At 50.2% G+C, this 25,548-nt stretch carries 19 protein-coding genes; 5 read left to right on the forward strand and 14 right to left on the reverse strand.

Annotation, left to right across the window (positions count from 1 at the left end):
* Positions 1 to 209 precede the first annotated feature (209 nt).
* The 11 genes from P2H89_RS19920 to rplM all read right to left on the reverse strand — a co-directional run bounded on the left by P2H89_RS19920 (position 210) and on the right by rplM (position 15,078).
* Positions 210 to 1,160 (reverse strand): hypothetical protein, encoded by a 951-nt coding sequence (locus tag P2H89_RS19920; protein WP_275830114.1) that lies wholly within the window; start codon positions 1,158 to 1,160, stop codon positions 210 to 212.
* Between the two features lie 41 nt (positions 1,161 to 1,201).
* Entirely contained in the window at positions 1,202 to 2,104 is a 903-nt protein-coding gene (locus P2H89_RS19925) for a PorP/SprF family type IX secretion system membrane protein (RefSeq protein WP_275830116.1), read from the reverse strand.
* A gap of 8 nt (positions 2,105 to 2,112) precedes the next feature.
* Positions 2,113 to 4,755, reverse strand: coding sequence for a gliding motility-associated C-terminal domain-containing protein (locus tag P2H89_RS19930; protein ID WP_275830118.1), 2,643 nt, complete (start codon positions 4,753 to 4,755; stop codon positions 2,113 to 2,115).
* A gap of 53 nt (positions 4,756 to 4,808) precedes the next feature.
* Positions 4,809 to 6,644 carry a RagB/SusD family nutrient uptake outer membrane protein gene (locus tag P2H89_RS19935; protein WP_275830120.1) on the reverse strand — a complete coding sequence of 612 codons (1,836 nt, stop codon included), beginning with the start codon at positions 6,642 to 6,644 and terminating at the stop codon, positions 4,809 to 4,811.
* Between the two features lie 18 nt (positions 6,645 to 6,662).
* Positions 6,663 to 10,064, reverse strand: a complete 3,402-nt coding sequence (locus P2H89_RS19940) for a TonB-dependent receptor (protein ID WP_275830122.1) — start codon at positions 10,062 to 10,064, stop codon at positions 6,663 to 6,665.
* A 60-nt stretch (positions 10,065 to 10,124) separates the two neighbouring features.
* Positions 10,125 to 11,102: a FecR domain-containing protein gene (locus tag P2H89_RS19945; RefSeq protein WP_275830124.1), complete on the reverse strand. Its 978-nt coding sequence runs from the start codon at positions 11,100 to 11,102 to the stop codon at positions 10,125 to 10,127.
* Between the two features lie 36 nt (positions 11,103 to 11,138).
* Positions 11,139 to 11,696: an RNA polymerase sigma-70 factor gene (locus P2H89_RS19950; protein ID WP_275830125.1), complete on the reverse strand. Its 558-nt coding sequence runs from the start codon at positions 11,694 to 11,696 to the stop codon at positions 11,139 to 11,141.
* 477 nt (positions 11,697 to 12,173) lie between these two features.
* Entirely contained in the window at positions 12,174 to 13,013 is an 840-nt protein-coding gene (gene tsf, locus P2H89_RS19955; protein WP_275830127.1) for a translation elongation factor Ts, read from the reverse strand.
* Between the two features lie 210 nt (positions 13,014 to 13,223).
* Positions 13,224 to 14,117 (reverse strand): 30S ribosomal protein S2, encoded by an 894-nt coding sequence (gene rpsB, locus P2H89_RS19960; RefSeq protein WP_275830129.1) that lies wholly within the window; start codon positions 14,115 to 14,117, stop codon positions 13,224 to 13,226.
* Between the two features lie 114 nt (positions 14,118 to 14,231).
* Positions 14,232 to 14,621: a 30S ribosomal protein S9 gene (gene rpsI / locus P2H89_RS19965; RefSeq protein WP_275830131.1), complete on the reverse strand. Its 390-nt coding sequence runs from the start codon at positions 14,619 to 14,621 to the stop codon at positions 14,232 to 14,234.
* Between the two features lie 13 nt (positions 14,622 to 14,634).
* Positions 14,635 to 15,078 (reverse strand): 50S ribosomal protein L13, encoded by a 444-nt coding sequence (gene rplM / locus P2H89_RS19970; RefSeq protein ID WP_275830133.1) that lies wholly within the window; start codon positions 15,076 to 15,078, stop codon positions 14,635 to 14,637.
* A 759-nt stretch (positions 15,079 to 15,837) separates the two neighbouring features.
* On the opposite strand from rplM, the gene P2H89_RS19975 reads away from it, so the two are divergent.
* From P2H89_RS19975 to P2H89_RS19995, 5 genes are all read left to right on the forward strand, one after another.
* On the forward strand, positions 15,838 to 16,704 hold the full coding sequence (locus tag P2H89_RS19975) for a hypothetical protein (RefSeq protein WP_275830135.1): 867 nt from the start codon (positions 15,838 to 15,840) through the stop codon (positions 16,702 to 16,704).
* A 163-nt stretch (positions 16,705 to 16,867) separates the two neighbouring features.
* Positions 16,868 to 17,179 carry a hypothetical protein gene (locus P2H89_RS19980; protein ID WP_275830137.1) on the forward strand — a complete coding sequence of 104 codons (312 nt, stop codon included), beginning with the start codon at positions 16,868 to 16,870 and terminating at the stop codon, positions 17,177 to 17,179.
* Between the two features lie 117 nt (positions 17,180 to 17,296).
* Positions 17,297 to 17,767, forward strand: a complete 471-nt coding sequence (locus tag P2H89_RS19985; protein ID WP_275830139.1) for a helix-turn-helix transcriptional regulator — start codon at positions 17,297 to 17,299, stop codon at positions 17,765 to 17,767.
* Positions 17,768 to 17,862: 95 nt separating this feature from the next.
* A complete protein-coding gene (locus tag P2H89_RS19990) occupies positions 17,863 to 18,465 on the forward strand; it encodes a hydrolase (RefSeq protein WP_275830141.1) in 603 nt (200 codons plus the stop codon).
* Positions 18,466 to 18,512: 47 nt separating this feature from the next.
* The gene (locus P2H89_RS19995; protein WP_275830143.1) at positions 18,513 to 19,445 is read left to right on the forward strand and encodes a GyrI-like domain-containing protein; all 933 of its coding nucleotides are present in this window, start codon (positions 18,513 to 18,515) and stop codon (positions 19,443 to 19,445) included.
* Between the two features lie 105 nt (positions 19,446 to 19,550).
* Here P2H89_RS19995 and P2H89_RS20000 read toward each other — a convergent pair whose 3' ends face one another.
* From P2H89_RS20000 to serC, 3 genes are all read right to left on the reverse strand, one after another.
* Positions 19,551 to 22,886 carry a VCBS repeat-containing protein gene (locus P2H89_RS20000; protein ID WP_275830145.1) on the reverse strand — a complete coding sequence of 1,112 codons (3,336 nt, stop codon included), beginning with the start codon at positions 22,884 to 22,886 and terminating at the stop codon, positions 19,551 to 19,553.
* Between the two features lie 189 nt (positions 22,887 to 23,075).
* Positions 23,076 to 24,305: a DUF1015 family protein gene (locus tag P2H89_RS20005; RefSeq protein WP_275830147.1), complete on the reverse strand. Its 1,230-nt coding sequence runs from the start codon at positions 24,303 to 24,305 to the stop codon at positions 23,076 to 23,078.
* A 16-nt stretch (positions 24,306 to 24,321) separates the two neighbouring features.
* Entirely contained in the window at positions 24,322 to 25,407 is a 1,086-nt protein-coding gene (serC, locus tag P2H89_RS20010; protein ID WP_275830149.1) for a 3-phosphoserine/phosphohydroxythreonine transaminase, read from the reverse strand.
* Between the last annotated feature and the right edge of the window lie 141 nt (positions 25,408 to 25,548).

A 25,548-nucleotide genomic window follows, 5' to 3' on the forward strand; every position in this document is an offset into this window, starting at 1 on the left:
TGAGGCTGCTATTACAGGCATTTCGCAGCGGAATAAGGTTGATGGCCGGAGCAGCACCTACGGCCCGTGAAACGCCCGGAGAGATCACTTTCCCTGCTGGCTGATCCTTTGAGACTGCCATCGCCGATGCTTTTCGGGAAGCCTGTTGATGACTGGCTGCACTTTATCGATAAAAGGGTGCGATATCATAATCCGCCCGACAGGCTCACTCAATAAGTAACGCCCGGGAAATCGGTCTTTGCTTTGGAGAACTGGGTTTCCCAATCGGCGGGCCAGCCAAAGGCGATGGTTGCCTGCGCTTTAAGATTTGCGCCTGCGGCTCCGCTCCAGAAATGGATAAACTCGCCCCAGTTCAGATCGCGGCTATACCTACCCTCTCCGTTCTTTGGGAAATGGGCTGCCAGCAGGGAGAAGAACTTTGACAACACTTTGTTACCGCCGTACTTATCGTAGATGGGGTAGAACCAGTTCTTAAACCACTGCGTATTCGCCGCCGGAAAATTATCGGTAGTGCCCATCATCATGTTGAACCACCGGGTTGCGTCTGCTTCCATCTTCAAGCCTTTGTATATATCATAGATGTATATCTCCATCCACTTGCTGTCTTTCCAAAGACTAAAGGCTGGTGATCCCCTGGTGCCATGCGTGGTACTCTCTACGATGTGGCCAATTTCGTGGGCGGAGAGATCGAGATCATTTGCCGTGCCGGTTATCCAGCCATTGGCGGCATTAGAACCGCAATCGATCACGTTCTTGTTATCGTGGCCGGCATCGTAATAATAGGCCGGGTGCCCGCCCCCATACTTACCGGCATGATAGATGGCATACAGCCTTTTATCGCTACTGTATAGTTTTCCATAGGTGGCATTGCTGTACAGCCACACTTCTTTGAGAAAGGTAAAGGGCCAGGTGATGGTACGCGATACCTCGTTGTCGTAGTAAACGGCCAGCACCGTATCATAATAAACCCTGCTTACCAGTTGTTTGTGCTCGAACCAATGCTCCTGCCAGGTTTTGATGGGTGCATCGGGCGGGTCGGTTGCGGGTGGGTTTGCCGGAGGCGGGTTGTTATTACCACCACCACTCTTTTTACAGCCTGCAGCCAGCAGCAGTGGCAATAACAAAAGCCCGGTGTACAGATTGATCGGGAATCGTTTCACAGATTAAGTTAAATGGTTAATGGTATTCTCTCAGGTTGAATCTATTTTTCTTTTCCGCCAAGGGCAAAGTTGATCCCCAGCTCAAAACTTCCGTCTACATGTTCTTTGAGTCCATTGCCTGCAGAGGTATACATCGCACTGACGATGATCTTATCGGCAATCTTTAATCCAGCACCTGCAGTGATGTTCTTTGAAGTATGGTATACCCCAAATACATTAAGTTGCCTCAAAGTAAAGTTGGCGCCGGCGTCGATGATGTTATCGAAGCCCTGCATGCCACGGAAGCCTGCCCGTGGCTCTATCGTTATGTTACCATCGTTGACGATAAACTTATAACTGGCGGCTGCGAAGAAGGTGGGCCGGTTTACGATGTCTTCATTGTCTTTTTTAAAGTAGGTGACCATATTGGGGAAGGCAGCCTGCACGGTGATACGCTTATCGGTATAAGCCAATCCAACGCCCCCATCGAAGGAGATATCGTTGCCCTGGGTAAGCAGCATGTCGCCGGGATCTCCATTAAAGTTCTTTGGATCGATGCGGCGGTTGACGGCCCCCGCGGATACACCCAGGTGAACCCTTCCACCATCATTGGTTACAGGCAGGTAATAAGCATAAGTGGCCATGGCCATGCTGGTATTGATCATCCCTGCATTGTCGTTGTATACATTGATGCCGAGGTTCATCTTATTGCCGCTGCTATATTCGCCGGTGGCATACAAACTGTAGGGACTATTGGTGATGCCCGCCCATTGACGGCGATAACCTACTCCTGCTTTTATTTTGTCATCGCCTCCAACCATGGCCGGATTGGCAAGGTACTGGTTTTGAAAGAAGCTGGCCGCGAATGGGTTTTGCTGCGCGGCAGCCTTTTTGCCACTGAAGGTGATCAATGAAACCAGGATGATCACCAGGGCTGATTGTGTGTGGTTATATAGTTGTTTCATGTTCTGCATTATTTACGGTTACGAATGATGGTTAATACGCCCTGTGCAGGTGGTATGCCGGGGCCCAGCTTGATCACGTAGAGATAGGCGCCTTCGGGCAGGGGTGCGCCATTGTAGGTTCCTTCCCAGTCATTCATATAGTTCTTCTGCATGAAAACTACCCTTCCGGCGCGGTCCATGACCCGTACTTCATTATTGGGGAATGCGTTGATGTTCCAGATCACCCAGCGATCGTTCTTTCCATCGCCGTTGGGTGTGATGACATTTACCGGATCGAGGTTGTAGTTGCCTTTCAACTGGATCGTTATGGTGGCGGTGTCCTTACAACCACGGCTGTTTTTGCCCAACACCGTATAGGCGGTGTTGATGGTAGGCCTTACGGTGAGCACAGCCTGTTGCTGGCCGCTTTCGATGCCGTGTGCATTGGCCCAGGTGTAGTTTTCTGCACCCGATGCGGTGAGCTGGGCGGATTCGAGGCGGGGGATAACGACTCCTTTGTCGGACGCTATGTTCACGACGAGCGGGTTGACCACTATAGTGAAGGTACGCGTATAGGTATCGGCGCCTCCATTGTAGGTGGCTCCATTATCCTGCGCCCTTACGGTGATGGTGGCCGTGCCGCCTTTGGCTGCATTATAAGACAACTGAGCTTTCCCGTTCACGACCGGCGTAACCGACAGTTCATCGAAGAGTGTGGCATCTGAGCTGGTTACCGCAAGGGTTACCAATTGCCAGGCTTCGGCGCCGGTGGTGATGCCGGTGAGATCGAAGGTGAAAGTGGAATCGGTGGTACAGATGTCCTTGTTAGTGATGGCATCGAGTGTGGGGGCAATATTCTTACCCAGTGTGGTGACGGTTACCACGTTGCTGTAATAAGAGGTTCCGAATCCATTCTTTGCTCTTACCCGGTAATAGTAACGGGAGGCGAGGTTAAGGCCATTATCGGCATAGGTGACAATATTGGCGTTGACTGTATTGAGCGGTATGAAGTTGATGCCGTTGATGGAGCGTTCTATCTCGAAGCTGGTTTCGTTGCCCGATCTATCATCCCAGGTGAGGTTCACGGCTGTTTCGGAGAGAGCCACGCCGATGAGATTACGGGGCGTGAGTGGCAGGTTGGGATCGTAATCGGTGATGGTATCTACCACTTTGCTCCAGATGGACCTGGTACTGGCGTTGATGGCGCGTATGCGGAAATAGTATTTGAATCCGCCGAGCAGGTTGGTCACTTCGAAGGTGTTGCTGTTGGCTGGTGCCGTTCCGGCTGATTCGAAGTTGAGGCTGTCTTCGGACTTCTCGATCTCGAAGCCGGTTTCGTTGGAGGAATTGTCAGTCCATTTAAGTGTCGCTGTTATAAATGTTACAGCCGTTACATCTAAATCGGCGGGTACCTTAGGTGCGTTGGGACTCATACCCCAGATCTCGAGTTCGGATATCTGGCCCATGATATTTCCGCTGCCATTGTTTTGCAATACCAGGAGCCTGAAATAAGTATAGGCTGTGTTATTGGCGAATGCAAAGGTATAACCGGTATTGCGGCCGGCGAAGGTGACGCCGGTGCGGGAGTCGAGATCGGTCCAGCCGGCGGCCGTATCGTTGGTGCCCTGGAACTTCCAGGTTTTAGGATCGCGGCTTGCCGCATCGTTGGCGGTGGTAATGGTGTACTTGGTGACCATCCAGGGGTTCTGTGCGCGATAGCGTACCCAGTATCCATCAACAGTCATGGCACCGAAGACGAGGAACTTGGAATTGTAGTTGTTGTCAATCAATTTCAGCGACCCTTCACCAGAAGTAGGGCCACCATCGTTGTCTTTTGACACGGCGAGTACACCACCATCATCTGTTACATCGGTAAGTTGGCCGCTTTGGTTTAAGGTGGAGATGACGATCGTATTGGAATATGTTGAGTTGCCGTAGGTATTGATGGCCCGCACCCGGAACTGGTAGCTGGTATTTACCAGCAACCCGGTGGCCGCAAAGTTGAGGCGATTGGCTATCACCGAGCCTACTTTCACAAAGTCGGTACCGTTGGAGGAACGCTCTATTTCAAAGCCGCTTTCGTTGGAGGCATTGTCTTCCCAGGTCAGCAATATTTCGGAACCAGCGGTGGCGAGACCGGCAAGTACGGTGGGCGCGGCTGGTGGCAAGCCTTCGAGCAGGCGCCACTCGGACATCTGAAAATTGGTACCGCTTCCGATGGCAGAGATCGTAAGGCGATAATACTTATACACTGCCTGGTTGGCCATGGGAATATCGAAGGTCCTGGTTTCGTTGCGGCCTCCAAATGTTTCGTTGGTGCGGGTATCGATGGTGGTCCAGGCTGCGGCATCGTTGGAAGCGGCCAATATCCAGTTCTTTGGATCGCGGGTGGGGTCGTCGTTGCCCGAGGTCATGGTGTATTGTGCGGCTCGCGCGGGAGTAGTACAGGCCCACTGCATATACCAGGGAAGCTGTACGCCTCCGACGAATATCTTGGTATTGGGGTTGTTGTCGACGAGCTTGAGTGAGCCTTCGTTGGCATTGGGGCCGCCGCCGTTGTCTTGCGATACGGTGAAGGTTCCGCCGTAAGAGATAATATCCTGCGCTGCTGCCTGTAAGGAGAAAAAGATCAGTACTCCGAAGCAGGCTATTTTGATGATGCGACTAATCATGTTTGAAGGGTTTAATACTTTCTGATTGTTAGGAGATGCTGTGCTGCATCCATTTATTCCCATCCGGTATTTTGTACCAGCTTTTTGTCTACGTCTATTTCTCCCTGTGGTATGGGGAAGAGATAGTGCTTTTTCTCGAATACCCTTGTTTCGAATGGAACGACATTGTAGAAGCCTGTTCCATCGGCATTGATGTTAAGTCCATATATAGGCCCTTTATCGGTTTGATCGGCCACTTTCCAGCGGCGCGTATCGAAGTAGCGTACGTTTTCGAAAGCCAGTTCTACGCGGCGTTCTTTACGGATGGCGAGGCGCGTGGCCGCCTGATCGGCTGGTATAGGAAGCGGATCGGCGCCTACACCATATTGCGGTACACCTGCGCGTTCGCGGATGAGGTTGAGGTAATATAATGCGCGTGTATTGCCGGGCTCGGATTCGTTGAGTGCTTCCGCATAATCGAGGAATACCTGTGCCAGGCGATAGAATACGAGTGCACGGTTGCCGTTGCTCCAGTTGCCGAGGGCTACGTTCTTACGAACGATATACCCGGTGGGGCTATGATCACTGCCGGTGTTTTTGACGCCGGAGTTGCCGGAGTACTGTACGGTAGTCAGGATGGTGCCTGTATTGGTATTGAGCCAAACACTGTTGTCGTAGGTGATAGATACATAAAAACGGGGTTCGCGGTTGACCCACATGTTGTGGGTTTGGCGGGCCTGTGCATCATAAGGTGCTTTGAAGCTGCTGAAGCCTGTGGCGAGGTAACCGGAATTGGGATTGATGGTACCATCGTCATTGAAGGGGCTTTGTCCGTTGGCCATGAAGAAGGCATTGACCATGTTTTGTGTAGCTCCCAATCCGCCACCACCTTTTACTTCGTTGGCGGCGCCTGCGTGGTAGGGTGTTCTATCGTATTGTATGGTACCGATCGATGCTGAAGGACGGCCGAAGATCCATTCGTCGTTCCAGTCGTTCAACATTACGTTGCGGCATGACAGGTAGGGGCTTACTTTACCGGCTGCATCTTTATCGGTAAAGAGACTAAACTGTGAAGGAACGTATTTATCAATGAAGGCTTTTGCGGCGTCGGCTGCCAGTTTCCATTTGTTGGCGTCGTATTGGGCCGGCATGAGCGCTTTGCCATCGGCATTCTTCAGGCTGGCATAATCGGGATTGCCGTTGAAGAGCGGACTCGCCGCGAGCAACAGCGTTTGCATTTTGTAGATATGGGCTGTTGCCTGGTCGATGCGGCCTTTGTTATCGCCCTGGGTTTTGACAGGGAGATCGTTGACGGATTTGTCGAGTTCGGTGGTGATATAACTCACTACTTCATCAAATGTATTGCGTGCGAGCTGTACATCATCGAATGATGCATCGGGCGATATGGGATTTTCGCCGGTGATGGGTACGGGACCATACATACGGATGAGGTAAAAATAATAGATGGCGCGGAGGGCACGTGCTTCGGCCCCGTATTGTTTGATGAGTTGTGGGCCAAGCTCTACGCATTTGGCGACGTTGTTCATGAAATAGGAAGCATTCCGGATACCACGGTAGTAGCGCTGCCAGAAGGAGCCTACAAAGCCGGATGTGGCGTTCCAGGAGCCCAGGTTGATGTTGTTGCTGTTCACAAAATCCCAGGTGTATTTGGCTTCGTCGGAGGCGGCTGTCCAGGGGCCTGCGCCGCCGCTGGTGACGAATCGCTGGTTGCCCTCGTCGGGTATGTAGCTATACACGTTGGCCAGGAAGTCGAGGGTGGTGTTCTGACTTTCGAAAATATCGTCGGTAGTGAGGCGGTCGTCGGGCACCTGGTCGAGGAAGCCTTTCTTACAGGAGGCAATGGAGACCGCCGTTATGATCAATATATAGAGATAGAATGTCTTTTTCATAATGCAGTGTTGTTTGTATTAGAAGGTTGCCTGTAATCCAACTGAGATGGTCATCACATTGGGATAGGTGGTTCCGTTGGAGGTGTTGAGCTCGGGATCCCAGAGCTTGAATTTGCTGATGGTAAGCAGGTTGACGCCCTGTGCGAAGAAGGTGGCCGTTTTAATGCCGATCGCTTTGAGCTTGCTTACGTTGAGGCGGTATCCGAGCTCCACTGTCTTCAGGCGGAGAAAATCAATATCCTTAACCCACCAGGTGCTTGACTGAATATTGTTGGCGTTGACTGCGTTGCCGTATCCGAGGCGGGGATAGAAGGCGTTGGGGTTAGGGTTTTCTTCCGTCCAACGATCGGCAGCTACTGCGTACAGGTTGCTTCTATCGGCACCGGTGCTGTTGGAAAAGGGCAATACGCCATCGCCGGAGATGAGCCTATCGGCCTGTGATACGCCCTGGAAGAAGGTACTGAGGTATATGCGGCGATCCCACTCGAAGTTGAACCCGAAGCCGTACACGATGGCTGGTACATCACCGCGGCCGATACGTGTTTGGTCGTACGAGTCGATGATGTTATCGCCGTTGAGGTCTTTGTATTTGATATCACCTTTGCGTACGGGACCGTACGATGATTTGGGGCTTTTGGCAATCTCGTCGTCGCTTTGATAGAGGCCTTCTGCGATGAGTCCGAAGCGGGAGAGATAATTAAGCCCCCGGCGTTCCATCCACGGATATTTGGGCGTTGGGTTATCGTTCTCGATCACTTTATCCTTATTGTAGGTGAAATTGCCGCGCAGGGAGATGGAGAGGTCGCCTACATAGATGGGGGATGTTTCGATGGTCATATCGATCCCTTTGTTGTCTATGATGCCGAGGTTACCCCAGGGGCGGTTGGTGAGACCAACGAAGTTGGCGAGGCTACCGCGTTGCAGGAAGACGCCCGTTCTTCGTTCGCTGAAGAGATCGACTATAACTGATATTCTGTTGTTGAGTGTTTTGAATTCTACGCCAAGGTCCATCTTATGTGCTTCGGACCAGGTGATAGCGGTGCCATAATCGGAAATCTCCACGCCTGCCCTGCCGGCACGGTTGGTACCATAGGTATAACCTGTTGCACCGCTGTTGACGAAAGTGAGGTAACCGAAGCGCCGGCCGCCACTACCCGCTCCTACCAATCCATCGCTGAAGCGAATCTTGAGGAACTGGACTGCATTGCGCAGCGGTTTGAAGAATCTTTCGGACGACACGATCCATCCCAGACCGAATGAGGGGAAGAAGCCATATCGGTTGCTGGGCTCAAAGTTTTCGGAGCCATTGTAGCCGAAGTTGAACTCGGCGAAGTAGCGATCGCTCCAGTTGTAAGTGGCGCGACCTGCGAGACCGCGGTACCGTGATGGTATCGAGGATACGAGATCGCCTACCGATGCGTTGGTGGCATCGCTCTGGTTATATAAGAGCATACCGCTTACGTGGTGATCACCGAACTCGCGATCGTAGTTGACGCTGGTTTCGGTATAGAAACGCCTGTTGGCGGATGTCGCGTTACTAAAGGCCAGTGAATTGTTGCCCTGCCAGGTTTGGAGCAGGTTGAGCGAGCCATCGGGCTTGCGGGGGTTGACCTGATCTACATAATAGGTGTCTTCCCGTTTGGTACGGCTAAGGGTTTGGGAGTTATAGGCATCGAACGAATACATGGTGGTGACGGAGAGGCCTGGCACCCAGAAGTTGAGGTCTTGCGTGAGGCGTCCGTTGGTATACAGCTGGTTTCCGTAGGTTGACTGGAAGCCGCGTTTGGTGATATCGGCGTAGGGGTTGCGCTGATCGCCGTTGGAGCTTTGGCCGGGTACAAAATCGCCGGGGTACATGACGGGGAACAATACCGGGGTGATCTGCATGGCTTGTGCAAAGGCATCGGACGAGCTTACGCCGGGATAGTTTCCATTAGTGATATAACCTTGTATGCCGAGCTCAAAGCGGGTGGTGCTGGTGAGCTGGAGGTTAAGGTTGCTGGTGAAATTGTAGCGACGGAAGCGGGTATCGGTATTATAGCTTTCGAGGCCGTCTGTCTTCAGGAAGCCTTTCTCATCATAATAAGCGAGGGACACATAATAGTTAGCCTTCTCGGAACCACCACGTGCGCTTACGTTGAGGCGGCGGTTGTGGGACCATTTATCGAAGAGCACGTCCATCCAATCGACGTTGGGGTATACATAGGGGTCTTCGCCGGAGGCGGTTTTATCGATGTACTCCTGTGAATATTTTGGTTGAATATTGGATGCGATCATGGCTTCGTTGGTGAGCTTCATGTAGGTGACCCCGTCGGTGAGCTCGGGCTTGCGGGTAAAGGTCATGAAGCCTTCATTGTAGTTTACGTTGAAGGAGGTTTTACCGGCTCTGCCGCTTTTGGTCTTTATGAGGATCACGCCATTGGCTCCCTGCACGCCATACACGGCGGTGGCGGAGGCGTCTTTCAGGATGGTTACGGATTGAAGGTCTTCCGGGTCAAGGCTATTGATATCGCGCGGCACGCCATCGATCAATACGAGGGGGCGTGCGTCGTTGGAGGCGTTGAAGGTGGCGATGCCGCGTATCCAGATATCGGCGCCGTTGCGGCCGGGTTCGCCGCTTCGTTGTACGCCGACGACGCCGGCGATGCGTCCGGCGAGGGTTGTGCTGAGGTTGGCGACGGGTTGTTTGAGTTCTTCCACATCGACAGTAGACTGGGCACCTACGAGGCTGAGCTTTTTCTGCTTGCCGAAGCCTACTACCACTACTTCGTTGAGGCCACCCTGTGTGGCCTGCAGTACGACGTCGAGCACGATGCGCTCGCGGATGGGGATGACCTGCCGTTGGTAGCCTACATAGGTAAATTCGATCGAATCACCCTGGTTGGCCAGGATGCGAAAGAAGCCATTTACGTCGGTAATGGTGGATTTATTAGCGGGGAGGGCTGTAACTGTTACGCCCGCCAGCGACTGGTTCAGGGACTCGCTTTTAACGGTGCCGGTGATGGTGATCTCAACCGGCGTTGCTCTTTCGGGTGCGCCCGCTATCTTCTTCACGGTGCGAAGCTTAACGACTATCTGCGATTCGAGCTGAAAGAATTCGTACCGGGTGGTTGGGAATACCTGTGCCAGTACAGCTTTTAGTGGTGTGTTCTTTGCGTTGAGGGAGATGAGATCGCTACGGCCTTCGAGTATTTTCTGATCGAAGTAGAAGCTGGTTTGTGCAGCGGCTTCTATTTGTTTTACTGCGTCGGAGACAGGCGCTTTTGATAACTGGAGGGTGATCCGACGATCGAGCAGGTCCTGGTTACCGCGGGCGTTGGCGGTGAAGTTGCCGGTTAGGTATAAGAATACCGTAAGCATAAGTACCCGTTGACGTACGGGCATACGGAGGCCATGTACGTAATGTACAATTCTCTTCATAGCAGATAGTTTTTATGAAATTGTGATTGTGTACCGTGCCGCCTCACCGGCGGCAGGGATCTACCGGGTGGGGCTGGCTTTATAGTTCATGCTGTCGGCCTGCCTGATGTTGATATCGAGACTGGCTTCGAGTAGCGTTATGATCTTTTCCAGTGAAAGGTTATTGATCGTGGCGGTTACTCTTGTTTTTGCGAGTGTGGGCGCCATTGCTACATTGACTTCATATATCTGTTCCATGGTCGCCAGCACTTCGTGGAGGGGCGAGTCGTAGAACTTTACCTGTCCGGTTCGCCAGGCTAGCTGGTTGCTGCTTTCGACGACCCTGATGTTTTGACTGGCTTTGACGTAAGAGCCAGTAAGGCCTGGTGTCAGGATCGCTTCTGCTTTGTCCTTGATGGCCGTGAAGCCTACTTTACCGCTGGCTACTGCTACCGATACGGTGGTATCGGTTATGCGAACATCGAAGCTGGTTCCAAGCACCTCTACGGTGGAGCTATCCACGTGTACAATGAAAGGGTGGTCTTTGTCTTTGGCGATATCGAACCAGGCTTCGCCTTTTTCGAGCCAGACCTCTCTTTTATCTTTATCCATGCGTACGGTGTAGCGCAGCCGGGAGCTTCCGTGCAGGTATACTGTCGATCCGTCGGCCAATACCACGCTATCGCGCTGGAGCCTGGCTGTGTTTATTGTTTTAAAGGAATCTTTGTCGGGCAGCACCCATTTCCATAGTGCCAGGCCGGCGGTGATCAACAAAACAGCGGCTACCGATAATTTGGTGAAGCGGCCTATCCTTCTAACGGGGGCGGTTGGGGTTTCGGCGTCGATCCTGTCCCAGAATCTCTTTTTTTCGGTGTCGATATCATATTCCATATCTCCTGGTTCGTTGCCGGTAAACCAAATCCGCTTTACTTCTTCATAGTATGCCCTGTTTTCTTCGCTGACAGCCACCCACTGTTGTATTTCCAGTTGCAATACACTGTTGTCTGGCTGTTCTAACGAAGCCAGTATTTGTTCCAGTTTTTCGTGCTGCTCGTGCATGCTGTATATATAAGACAAATAAGGAAAGGGGTACAATTAGTGGTTGTTAAAAAAAAGTTTTTCTTTTTTTAACCGTTCCTTGATGATACGGATGGCCATGGTGAGATGGGTGTATACCGTATTGATGGAGATATTGAGGTGCTGGGCGATGTCGGGGGCGCTCATGTCGCTAAAGCGACTGAGGGTAAATACTTTGCGGCATTGGGGCGGGAGGGAATCGATGGCATGGTGTATATATTGTTCGAGTTCTTTTTCTTCGGCTTTATTCTCCAGGCGGGTATTGGTGTCCTGTATTTCGGGAAGGTGATCGGGCCTTACGATGCGGCTTTCTTTCCTGTACCGGTTGATGGCGATGTTGGCGGCTGTGCGGAAGAGATAGCTTTTGATGGAGGATTGGATGTCGATGGTGGCAGACTTTTCCCAGAGTTTGAGAAATGCTTCCTGTACGGTGTCGCGTGCGAGTTCGTGGTCGTTGAGTATATCCAGCGCTATGAGGTACATGGTATGTGAGTACCTGTCGAACAGCCAGGAAAATACGTCGCGGTCCCGGTTTCGGATGCCGTCGATGATGTTGGGCAAACAATATTCGCTCATTCAGCAGTAGTGTTGAGTCAGTTAGTTTAGTTCTATAGGAGCATGAGCAGCCATTAAATTTACTAATAAACTGTTAAGAGAAAAACGATTTAGCAAAGATTTTTCGGGAGGAATGCGGGTAGGGACGAGCTGAAGTGACGGCCCGTTTTGGGAATAAGCAGGAAGTGTGTGGGCGTGAAGGAGTTGGGGGAGGTGAGAAGGCGGCGAGTGGGAAGGCAACCCCGACATGCGTCGGGACAGCGAGGGAAGCAGTAGTTGCTGCGGAAGAAGAATGGCGGGAGGGAGATGCGTTGAGGGCTGATGACAAAAGGCAACGAGGCAGCGAGGTAGCGAGGTATCCCGACATGCGTCGGGACAACCAGGGGGAGGCAGGCTTATGATTAAGGCAGTGGTGCGTGTGATGCGAACAGGTAGGGGCAATAAAAAAGAGGCGCTATGGGCGCCCCTTTTTATATTATGTAAGAATAATGTTGGTGATTAACCCAGTGCTACTCTTTTGAATTCTGTAACCTGGAGGCCACCGTCTACGCTCTTCAGGTAGTCGCCTACGCTCTTGCCGCTGTCCTTTACGAATGGCTGGCTGGTGAGGGTGCTTTCCTTGAAGAAGGCGTTCAGTTTGCCTTCTGCGATCTTGTTGATCATTTCATCGGGCTTACCGGCCATTTTAGGATCGTTCTTGATCTGCTCGGTAACGATGGCTCTTTCCCTTTCTACAGTTGCAGCAGGCACTGAGCTTGCGTCAACAGCAACGGGGTTCATGGCAGCGATCTGCATAGCTACGTCTCTACCGGCATCGCCAGCGGCTTTGTTGAAGCCTACGAGTACACCGATACGGTTTGCACCGTGGATATAAGAAGCAACGTAGTCGGCGTCGATGCGCTCGAACTTGGTGATACCGATCTTTTCGCCGATAGAAGCGAGTTTATCGTTTACCAGGTCGGCGATCTTTGCTCCACCGATGGTTACGGTGTTGAGTTCGTCGATAGATTTTACGTTTGCGGCTACTGCTGCATCGATGATGGTTTGTGCGAAGGCAACGAAGTCGGCGTTCTTGCTCACGAAGTCGGTTTCGCAGCTAACGCAAAGGGAGATACCGGTTTTGTTGTCGGCAGTTGTTTTAGCCAGTACAACACCTTCTTTCGCTTCGCGGTCGCCACGGAGAGCGGCTACTTTTGCACCTTTTTTACGGAGCCAGTCGATGGCTGCTTCGAAATCGCCGTTGGTTTCAGTTAAGGCCTTACGACAATCCATCATACCCGCGCCAGTCATTTGGCGGAGCTTGTTAATATCAGCGGCTGTAATAGCAACAGTTGACATAAAATTTTGAAGGTTTGAGATCCCGCCAGGCGGGAATGTTTTGAAATAGGAAATGTGCCAGTGCAAATTGCTTCACAAACTTCCTGCGGCCCGTACATTTCCGGTTACTAAATTATTAAGATGGCTCAGTGTGTCCAGAATTGAGAATCCAGAAGACTGAAGGGAAATTCAGCGTTCTGGATCCTTTTATTATGGAAGGCTGATTTCCAATTATCTTCCACCACCTCTGCGGGCACCACCACCGGGTACACGACGTTTAGCGGCATGACCGCCGGGACCGCCTTGTCCACCACGGGGAGCTCCACCACGACCACCACGACCAGCTTCAGCTTCTGCTTCAGCCTGGATACGTGCTGCTTTCTTTTCCTTTTCGTCGTCTGCGTTCTCTTCTACTTCTTCGTCTTTAGCAGCCTGACGCTCGGCCAGACCTTCAGCGATTGCAGCAGTGATGTATTGTGTAATGATTGCGATAGACTTGGTTGCATCATCGTTGGAAGGGATAGCAAAGTCGACCTTGTTGGGATCGCAGTTGGTATCAACCATTCCGAAGGTGAGGATGCCAAGGCGTTTTGCCTCTGCGAGGGCGATGTGCTCATGACCGATGTCGATGATGAACAGGGCTGCAGGAACACGGCCGAGTTGTGCGATACCACCGAGAACCTTGTCCATCTTATCGCGGTCGCGACCGAGGGTGAGTTTCTCTTTTTTGGTAAGGCTTTCTGCGCTACCGTCGCCGAGCATCTTGTCGATGTTCTGCATCTTCTTCACGCTCTTACGAACGGTGTTGAAGTTGGTAAGCATACCACCCAGCCAACGTTCTGTAACGTAAGGCATGTTGATCTTCTTAGCGCACTCGGTTACGATTTCCTTGGCTTGTTTCTTAGTACCAACGAACATGATCTTCTTACCGCTACGAGCGATTTGCTTGAGGGCGGCTGCAGTTTCCTGCAGGTGTTCGGTAGTTTTATTGAGGTCGATGATGTGAATACCTTTCTTCTCAGCGAAGATGTAAGGCAACATCTTTGGGTTCCACTTCTTCCGCAGGTGTCCGAAGTGTACACCGGCCTCGAGGAGCTGCTGTTGCAATGAAGTGTTATTTTCCATTTTGATTTTTCAGCTTTTAGCTATCAGCTTACGGCCTTTAGCAATTTGATGATAATATTTCTTACAATGGCTGTTGCCGGAGGTTTGACACTTCCGGCAAGTAGCCAGGGTGTATTAACGTTTAGAGAACTGGTAGCTTCTACGCGCTTTCTTGTGACCGAATTTCTTACGTTCAACAGAACGGGGATCGCGTTTCAGAACACCTGCAGCTTTCAGCGCGGGGCGCAATTCTGCGTTCAGCTCAACGAGTGCACGGGCGATACCGAGCTTAGCGGCTTCGGCCTGACCTTTTACACCACCACCGGCTGCATTGATCTTAACATCAAATTTATCCAGGGATTGAACTGTTTTCAACGGCAGTTCTACCTGGTTTTGCAGGTATACCAGTGAAAAATATTCTTTGTAGTCTTTGTCGTTCACTGTGATCTTACCGGTTCCTTTGGTAAGGAAGATCCTTGTCACAGCTTCTTTACGACGGCCTACTGCGTTTTTCTGCTTTTCCATGTATTACGTACAATTAGAAAGTTAATGGTTGAGGTTTCTGTGCAGCGTGTTCGTGCTTGTCGCCCACGTACACAAACAATTTCTTGAACATTTTGCGACCGAGGCGGTTCTTAGGCAACATGCCTTTAACGGCGCGCTCAACCACTAATTCGGGCCTGCGTTTCAGCAGGTCTTTTGCTGTTTCGGCTTTTTGGCCACCGGGATAACCTGAGAATGTCAGGTATTCCTTGTCTTCCATTTTGTTACCGGTAAACTTTACCTTTTCGGCGTTAATAACGATAACATAATCTCCGCAATCAACATGTGGCGTATAATATGCCTTGTTCTTTCCACGAAGAACTGCAGCAATTTTAGCACACACGCGTCCCACGGTTTGATTGGTACCGTCCACAACATACCAGTTGTGTTTAACGGTAGCCGCATTCGCATGCTTGGTAGTGAAATGTAATTTGCTCATTGTAATTTGTTCTTTTTAAATGTTATCCTTCTTTTGGAAGGCCCACCGCCAACCCGGTGGAATGAAAATGGGGTGCAAAGGTAGGGAGAAGTAAAGCGTAAAACAATTATTTGGGAAGCATTTTTTTCAGCGCACCTCCCTAACTATATGATTTTCAATAAATATTTTGCATTCTTTTTTTCGAGGAGGGCTGAAAGGGGCGAAAATACTGGTGTTTTGCGAAATTGAATGGGCGAATTTCATGGGGAAAAAGGGTTGAGGGAGATGAGTTTCGAGCGGATTGGTCGGTTGGGACGTGTAGAAACCGGATGCGCTTGGTTTGCCAGAAAACCTGGACTAAGCATCCTGGTTGCGAAGATTGGAGTCTCCAACTGCCATTATTTCACTAACTTAGTTTCAGCTTCTTTAGCAGCTATTTTATGAGCCAATACAGTGCATATCCTTCTCTTCTAATCAATTCGGGCTCCCGGCTGGTGGGCATTTTAGCCCAAAAACACAGTTGCGGTTTACTCTAGCTTTACTTTAGGTTTACTCCAGGTTCACTTCAGGTTTACCCGAAACACTTAACATCCAGCTACCATCTACAAAGCGAATGGGGATCATCTATTCAGTATCTCCTCCGAGCCTCTCTTGGTTTCATCCCCTCTCCCGGACTCTTTTGCGTCAAATTGTCAGCCATGGAGATTATTATTAGTCCCTGAAACCATGTTCGTCTCAAACCCGTACATGGAGCTTTCGCCCTAATCTAATTTCTATAAAATGGCTAAGCAGATCGGCATTATTAAGCTATCGGGTATGATTGATGACCTGGTCTTTTACGAGCATCCGGAGGATGGCGCACTTGTGCGGGCGAAGGGATACAAAACGGGTGAACAGTTGGCGGCTAGGGAGAGCTTTAAACTGACCCTGGACAATGCCTCGGAATTCACGCATGCTATCAAATGCGGACAATTGCTGCGCCAGGCCTTTCATCCCCTATTATTTCCCATCGCGGACGGTAAGCTGAGCAGCCGCATGAATAAAGTGCTGCTCGAGATCATTCAACAGGACAAGGTGAGTAATGGCGGAGAGCGGGTAGCCTATGAAGGTGATCTAACCCAATTGGCCGGCTTCGAATTTAACCAGCACCTTTCGCTGAAAGACTCTCTGCTCGCGCCTTTTTCGATTGTTGAAGCTCCTGCAGAAAATATGATCCAGGTTGATATCCCCTCCTTTGTTCCACAAAAAGTGGTTCAAGCTGCGGAATATGTGAAAAATGCCAGGCTAATAAGTGGGTCGGCGATCATCGATTTCAAGCATATGCGTTATTCGAGAAACTATTGGACGACTGAAATGATCCAGCTGGATAAAGAACCAGTGAACCCGATCCGGTTTCCTTTTACGAATATCCTGGCTGCGGGGCAGGTTTTGTTTTTGGCACTCGGCCTACAGCATATTGTACACATCGATGAACTGCCCAAAAGCGATATCAGCAAACGGAAATACTGGCGGGTACGCAAGCGACGCAACGAAGACAAGCTCACTCCCTATACGGGGGCGCTTTCCATTGTGAAAGTGATTGTTGGAGATAAGCGATCATTGCCGCCCAATGAGGTAGAAGATATGGATGGGTTGGGGATTGCGTGACTCGATACACAACACAACTTTTTTGTTGTGTTTGGCTAATTTTGTAATTTACAGGGGAATTGCAAAATCAACCAATAAAAACGTGAACATATGAGGCAAAGAAATCTGAAAATAATTCGTCATAACGCAAGATGCCTTATGCGAAGTAATAAACTATCGGTCAATGGCAATTTCATTCAATTCTCAAGGAAATTTACATAAGACGATTGATTTTACGATTGAAGAAGTTTACCATCACTTTGTCACAAATTCAAGAAGAAAAAAACTACTGGATAACTCTATACCATTCTTTCGCCATTTCAGCCATTGTGGATGTACGACTGCCTATGTAGGGGGCAGCTTTGCCAGCATCAAACCAAAACCGGGGGACATTGATCTATGTTTTGATCTGAATCAGGTGGATCTGAAAAAGCTGGAATGTGTTTCCCTGACTTTTTCGACTTCAACAAACTTGGGCAGATCCGGAGAACGTTAGAGTGTCAAATCCTATACTTTGATCAGAAAAGCACTCAAATGTTTGACATGCTAAGGTTTGACAGGGACGGATTTCCTAAGGGGCTGATCAAACTAAACTTAAAAGAAATCACCACTGATGATCAAAAACGAAAAACAATATAAAATCTCTAAAAAGAAATTCACTGATACTGTTGCCGAGATAAAAAGAGTGAAAGAAGCCACAGATCAAGATCCTCTTAGAAACAAACTGTTGGTTGCAGCCTTAATGAATGTAAAGGAAAATCTTGACCATGAGATTACAGTTTATGAATCTCTAAAAAACACTCCTCCAAAAACGCTTGCAGAAAGGATGATTGCTGAATTACCTTCCATCCTCACTGAGTTCAAAATAATCACCGGGCTTACTCAAAAAGAATTCGCCGAAATCCTTGGCGTAAAGGAGCAACAACTTCAACGATACGAAGCAGACAACTTTAAAGGTGTTACCTTCAAAACTCTCCTGAAATTTCTTGATGTCCTCGGCCTCGAAATTACCATTAAGGAGACCCGCTTAAATAAAAGCAGAAAGAAGGTAGCAAGGCAAAGAAACACGCCGCAAAGACATTAAGCAGGAATCAGCAGATTCTGGTGATCTGTTCTACCCATTCAAGGTCAGCAAATAGCTTTTTTGGAAAGCTTTCCTTCCTTGCTTAATATTACAACATGTCTATCCTTCAGCTTGACAGAAATACGTTTGGCGATCCGGCGGATGCCGGTAAACTTATGTCTATCGAAGAAGCGCACCAGCTTTTAGCAGACTGGGTGCCCAACGAAAGATTGCGGCTGCACATGAAACAGGTGGCCGCCGTGATGAAAGCCTGGGCCCTCGAAAAAGAAGGCGCCGATGCCACCACCGCCCTCAAATGGGAACTGGCTGGTCTGCTACACGACGCCGATTGGGAAAAACACCCCAACGACCATTGCCGCATGATCATTGAAGAACTGGAGCGCCGACACATCGATCCCGAAGTAATTCACTGCATTGCCTCTCATGGTCCCCGGTATTTTGGCGTAGAACCCAACAATTCCATGGACAAGATGATCTATATGTTTGATGAGCTTTCCGGTTTCATCCATGCAGCTGCCCTTATTCGCCCCACGCGCTATGATGGCATGGACGCTAAGAGCATCCTGAAAAAACTCAAGACGCCGTCTTTTGCCGCCCAGGTGAACCGGGATGATATTACCGATGCCCTTTCACGGATCGACACCCCGTTGGAAGAGATCATTCAATTCATCATCGACCATCAAAAAGATGTTGCGTAATTTCGAGGCCCCAAGGCCAATCCAATTGAATTGCTTAAGCTAACGATATGAACAGACTGGTTATCGCCCTGATCATGGGTCTCATTATTTTCCTGGTACTCCCCTATCTCTATATCCCTTCCACCATCCGCAAATCGCTGATGGCCCTGGTGCCCGCGACTCCACAAGCAGCTCAACAAGCCTTACTGGATGAGAACAGGTGGAGCGCCTGGTGGCCCGACTCTGCCGGCGTAGGCAAGGGCGTTTTTACTTACAATGGCCACCAGTTTAAGCCCGGCAACAAACAGTTCTCAGCCATCGAGATCATTTCGGACCATGCCGGCGACAGCACCAAAAACATGATCGTCTTTTTCCCGTATGGCAAGGACTCCGTGCGTCTCAACTGGGAGCTAAGGGTAAAAGCGAGCCTCAACCCCGTTACCCGCATGTTGCAGGACAGGCGCGCTAAACAGCTTCAACAGGACATGAGCATTATTCTGCAACGCATCTCCTCCTATATCGGCAATCCGGACAACTTCTATGGCGTCAAGGTTGAAAAATCCAAGATCCCCGATTCACTGCTGGTGATGACGCGCAGCACTTTTGCCCAGCTACCCGATTTTCCCGCTATCTATGACCTGATCGGCAAACTGCAACAATATGCTGCCCAATCAGGTGCCATTGCCGTCAATTCACCGATGTTACACATCCGCCCATTGGATGATGGACAGGTGGAAGTGATGGTTGCACTGCCGGTCAATAAAGAGGTGAAGAGTTCTCCAACGATCGAGGCCAAGCGGATGTTTCCGGGGAATGCACTCGTAACTGAAGTGAAGGGTGGTCCCGCGACGGTTGCGCATGCTTTTAAACAACTGGAAGTTTACTTAACGGACCACCATTATACTTCTCCCGCCATTCCTTTCGAATCGCTCATTACCGACAGAATACAAGTAGCGGATACCAGCAAATGGGTGACTAAGATCTACTACCCTGTTTTTTGATGTAATGCAGGCACGGGCAGACCAGACCTGTCCGAAGTACAACGTGCATCCGATGACGGGATGTGCTGTTTGTGCAAGAAGTCGCAGGCTTTTTCTTCCCTTGTTTTATGGTGCAAAGCGCAGCACCAATGTGCTGTCGTTATTACGCGCCAGCACGTAGGCCTTTTTGCCCCCGATCATTATTTCACGGATGTGACGCACCTGCCCTTTGATGGGTTTGCCGTTGATGGGTTCGGCTGTGAAGGCGCCTTTTCCCATGTTGACAAGTACCGTACCTAAATCGGCATCATACCTTCCCATCTGGATATTGTTGTCGTAGAAATTGCCCCCTAATAAGATATCGGGCAAGGTGTCATTATTAGCTTGCAGAGCAATGGCATCTTTATACGGTGTGAGCTGCGCCTGCCAGGGCATGGCCTGCAAGTTGAATTTCAGGTTTCCCTCGTTGATCAATATCGCGTTGCTGAAATAGTCGGCCGAAAATACGGCGGCGCCTTTCAATTTTTCGGCCGTGAATATATCCTGCAGGGAAGCTTTCGCAAACTCTTCTGCATAGAGGTAACGTTTCTTCAATACCGGTATCTGGCGCTGGAGCTCGTCTTTATTGGCGAATGGGATTTCGCGCCCGCCAAGGTAATAGGTAACGACTGTCTCTTTTCTTCCGTTATCATCGAAGTCGTTGTAGTACATTCTTACCGGCTCCTGTTCTGTGGCTTTGAGACGGCTATTGAGACCGAGGTTGCCAGCGACGAGGTCGAGATCGCCATCCTGATCTACATCGACTGACTGTAAAAAATTCCACCAGCCTTTTCGTTGCGTGATCCACTGCCGGCTAAACTTCCCTTTATCATTGATGTAAGCACTGATACCATCCCATTCGAGTGACACCAGCAAATCCTGATCGCCATCATTATCGATATCGGCCCACTTTCCCTGTGTTACAAAACCTGGCTGCTGCAGGTCGGGCGCATAGGCGGCGGTTACATCTTTAAACTTACCAGTCTTATCATTTTCGAGCAGGTACGAGCGGGGCACTTTTCCAAACTCATAGGGATAAGCCCTGCCTCCAATAAACAAATCGGCATACCCATCTCCGGTGAAATCGAATGATGCTACACAGGATGCTGTGATGAAGATATCCGAAAACGCATCTGCCTTTTTGGAGAGCTGCCCCTTGCCATCATTAATGTATACCCTGGGCAGCAGGAATTCGTCTTTCCCATAATACTCATTTCCACCGCTGGCGACGACGAGGTCGGGGTATTTGTCGTTATTAACATCAACCCAGGTGGCGTCTACATCTTCAAATGTGCTATCGTTGTCGAGGGCAGGTTGGGCCGACCTAGCAAAGCGGCCTGCCTTTGTTTGCAGGAAAAGGGCATTCTTCCTGGCTTTGGATGCACCAAGGAATACATCTTCGAGCCCATCGCCATTTACATCACCTACTGCTATTGCAGGCCCTTCGGTGGACACCATGTGTGGCATCAGCGGCTCGCGGTCGAACTCTACAAAGTGATTCTCCTGGTGGCGATATTGCAATCCGGTGCTGGCAGTTACCTCTTCAGCAGGACGCAGTCCGCTGCGCTGCGCGGCGGTAAGGATGCTGTAATCAAATACCGGAAGGTTGGCGGGCTGATATGTCAGTGTGATGTGGTTCGTATCCGTCCAATGAACGGGCTGATAGCGGTTATCGGGCCAAATGACAAACATGGAGTCCACCTCTGTACTATCGAGCCCGATTTGCAGTGGTATTTCCATAGATGACAGAAAACCGCGTACCGGAAACTTCTCATAGGTGCGGATGCCTCCGTTGACGTACACGATGGCTTTGGCCCCGATGGCCTTCGTGTTGCCAGCAGCTCCTTTCAATTCTATGGACAGATAATGCTGTTGGTGTCGATCATTGCCGGTATTTCGATAGACCAGTGCGGGTTCGTCGATGTTATTGACTACGATATCAAGATCGCCGTCGTTATCAAGATCGGCGTAGAGAGCTCCATTGGAATAGGTGGGGCGGTCGTTGCTGATGCGTTTGCCTTCGTCTTCAAACGACAGCGCACCCTTATTGCGGAAGAAGCGATTGGGCAGCTTGATCTCCGGAAACTTATTGATGAGCGCCATGTCTTTTTCCTGCATTTCGCCAGCGCGGATCTTGCGCTGTATTTCGTCGTTGGAAATATAGTTGACATAGTCAATGTCGTTAAGGCGCTTGGGTATGCCGTTGGAAACAAAGAGGTCTTTGAGTCCGTCGTTGTCGAAGTCGAGCCAAAGGGGCGCCCATGACCAGTCGGTTGCATAGACGCCGGCATACAATCCTACTTCACTAAACTGTCCGTTGCAGCGGTTGTATTGCAGGGCATTGCGCGCATATTGATAATTGTACCCATGCTTGATCTTGGCATAAAATACATCGTACGCATCTTCACCGAGTGACCGCTTGAGTATGTAGGGATCAGATGGCAGCATATCGACCGAGATCACTTCTGGCCAGGCGTCGTTGTTGGCATCGGCCACATCTACGCCCATGGAAAACTGGCTGGTGTGCATGATGCTACCAGTAAGGGTATCCCGGAAGGTGCCATTGTGCTGGTTGATGTAGAGGTAATCGTTTTCGTGAAAGTCATTGCCGATATACAGGTCGGGCCAGCCATCGAGGTTGATGTCGGCCACCGCCACGCCGAGGCCATAACCAATGATGGAGCTATTGATACCAGCTTCTCGGGTAACGTTGGTGAAATGCCCATTGTCATTACGGAACATGCGATCGCCGGTGAGGGTTTCGTAGGTGCCTGCATAGGATGGGCGGGGCGCGAAGGTGCTGTTGTACCTGAGGGAGTGATTGAGGAGGTACATATCGAGATCCCCATCGAGGTCGTAGTCGAAAAACGTGGCTTGTGTGCTAAAACCGGAAAAGTCGAGTCCGTATTCCTTTGCCTGGTCTTTGTATTGCGGGATGCCATTCTCTATCTTCTGGCAAATAAGTAACTGATTGTGGCTTTGCAGGGTTTCGTAGTTGCCGACGCGGCATATGTATATATCGAGGAGTCCATCGCCATTGACATCGGCGATCGATACGCCGGTACTCCAGGCGGTATCGCGTGGAATTTTGGATTCGGCCGAGACATCTTTGAATTGAAGTTTGCCTTCGTTTAGGTATAGTTGATTGGGTTGCTGATTTGCGGCAAAAAAGAGGTCGATGCGCCCATCGTTGTTGAAATCGCCTGCGCCTACGCCGGCGCCATTGTAGAAGTACATATACTTCAACATATTAATTGCCCCTGACTGGGTGAGCTTGTTGGCGAAATGAAGGCCGGTGGTGCTGTGATCCAACACCTCGAACAGCGGGGCATTGACGCGATCTCCGGAACGGCAACCCGTTAACAGTAACAGGCAATAACCGAGGCAGGCTATCCAGGCTGTTCGAAGGTTGATCCGACTCATAGCAGCATTTATCGTTTAAACAAACATATGTGAAAAGATCGAGAATGGGAAGTGTGAGTTAATGGGGGAAAACAGGCGGTTTCAGGGAGGCGGGCAGGCTGTGCAGGACTGGCTTGCGGCGCCACTAACCAACACAAAGGCCGCCCTTTTGGAGCGGCCCTGTTATTTATCATCTGTTCTTAACGGAATTTATGCAATGAGGTGCGTGAGCAGGCCATCACGCAGCTTGGGCTCGAACCAGGTGCTTTTGGGCGGCATTACATTGCCACTGTCGGCTATATCGAACAGTTGCTGGATGGTAACGGGGTGCAGGCTGAATGCTACGGCCATTTCTCCGCTGTTGACCCTTTTTTCGAGTTCACCCAGTCCGCGGATGCCACCGACGAAGTCTATGCGCTTATCGGTACGCTGGTCTTTGATGCCAAGCCATTTGTCGAGCACATTGTTGGAGAGGATGGATACATCCAATACGCCAATGGGATCGGTGGTATAGGTTCCTTCTTTGGAAGTGAGCTTATACCACTGGCCTTTGAGGTACATGCCAAACTCGTGGAGATTGGCAGGCGCCAGGGCCGCGGACACTTTTTCTATTTTAAAATCGGCCTCGAGCTTTTGCAGGAGTTCGGCTTCTGTAAGTCCGTTGAGATCTTTCACTACCCTATTGTAGTCCATAATGTACAACTGGTTGGACGGGAACAGGGTGGTGAGGAAGTAATTCGCATCGTCGCTGGCTGCTGCGCCGAGGGCTTTGCGCACTTTAGCAGCCGAAGCTGCCCGGTGGTGACCATCGGCGATATAGGTAACCGGTACCAAGGAGGCGAAAATATCGGTGATGGCGGTGATGGTCTCATCTTTGTCGACTACCCAAATGGTATGACTGATGTTATCATCGGCTGTGAAGTTATATACGGGGTGGTTACCTGCTTTCCAATTGTCGATGATATTGTCGAGCTCTTTAACGTTGCGGTAGGCCAGGAACACATTGCCGGTTTGCGCGCCGGAGGTTTTGATGTGGTTAATGCGGTCCTGTTCTTTTTCGGGACGGGTGAACTCGTGTTTCTTAATGACGTCCTTTTCATAGTCATCCACAGAGCTGGCTGCTACGAGGCCTGTTTGGCTGCGGCCATTCATCACGAGCTGATAAATATAATAGCAGGGCTTTTCCTCCCTGAAGAGGATACCTTTCTGAATAAATGCATCGAGGTTCTCTTTTGCCTTTTCATACACCGCCGGTGTGTGGATGTCTATGTTTTCGGGAAGGTCGATCTCGGACTTGGTGATGTGCAGGAATGAACTGGCATTGCCGGCTGCTTCTTCGCGCGCTTCCTTACTGTTCAATACGTCGTAAGGGCGTGATGCTACCTGGCTGGCCTGTTCGGGTTGTGGTCTAACTGCTTTGAATGGTTGTATAGATGCCATATGGTTATCGTTGTGTTTATCCTTTACGTTGTGCAAAATCTTTCATGAGATCGGTCAATACCTTTACCCCTTCGAGTGGCATGGCATTGTAGAGTGATGCGCGGAAGCCGCCTACGGTGCGGTATCCTTTGATGCCGACCAGGTTGTTTTCCTTGCAGATGGCGAGGAACTCCTTTTCGAGGTCGGCATTGTCCATCACAAAGGTAGCATTCATTTTGCTGCGGTCTTCCTTGGCAGCGGTGCCTTTGAAGATGGGCAACTGATCGAGCGTGCTGTATAGTAATGATGCTTTTTGATCGTTGATCTTTTCGATGGCCGCTACTCCTCCCTGATCGCGCAACCAGCGCAGGGTGAGCATACATACGTACACTGCAAATACCGGTGGTGTGTTGAGCATGGACCCGTTCTCAATATGATTGCGGTAATCCATCATGACCGGCAGTTTGCGGTCTACTTTTCCCAATAGATTCTTATTGATCACTACCAGGTTTACGCCGGCTGCTCCGACATTCTTTTGTGCACCTGCATAAATAAGGTCGTATTTATTGAAATCGAGCGTGCGACTGAGGATATCACTGCTCATATCGGCTACGATGGGTACGCCCGCTTCGTAAAACGGCTGCATATCGTGCCATTGTGTACCATAGATGGTATTGTTGGTGGTGATGTGCAGGTATTTCGCTGTTTTGGGTATGATCATGTTCTTGGGCAGGTAGGAATAAGCGGCTTCTTTTGAGCTGCCCACTACTTCTACATGACCGAAGAGGCGTGCTTCCTTGATCGCTTTAGCGCCCCAGATATCGGTATCGGTATATGCGGCTATTTCGTTTTCGTTGAGCAGGTTCATGGGCACCTGGAAGAATTGGGTGGAGGCACCGCCATGCAGGAAGAGGACTTCGTGATCGGCATCGAGTTGCATCAGTTCTTTTACCAGGGAGATGGCTTCGTTCATGACTGCCTGGAATGCTTCGGTACGGTGGCCGAGTTCGAGGATGGACAATCCGGAGTTATTGAAGTTCAGGACTGCCTGTGCTGCTTGTTCAAAGACGGTTTTCGGCAATATGCTGGGGCCAGCATTGAAGTTGTAGATCGCTGATTTCACGGCTCTAATGATTTCGCTGATTAAAAAAGAAGGGCGAAGGTACTAATAGTTTCCGGTTTCCGGGTCCCCGAAAGGGGTTGTTTGGGTTCCCGGGACCATAATTCTCCATTATATACGTAGACTAATTGCCGGAAGGATGTG

The organism is Paraflavitalea sp. CAU 1676, assembly GCF_029223285.1.
In the GTDB taxonomy this organism is placed as follows: Bacteria; Bacteroidota; Bacteroidia; order Chitinophagales; family Chitinophagaceae; genus Paraflavitalea.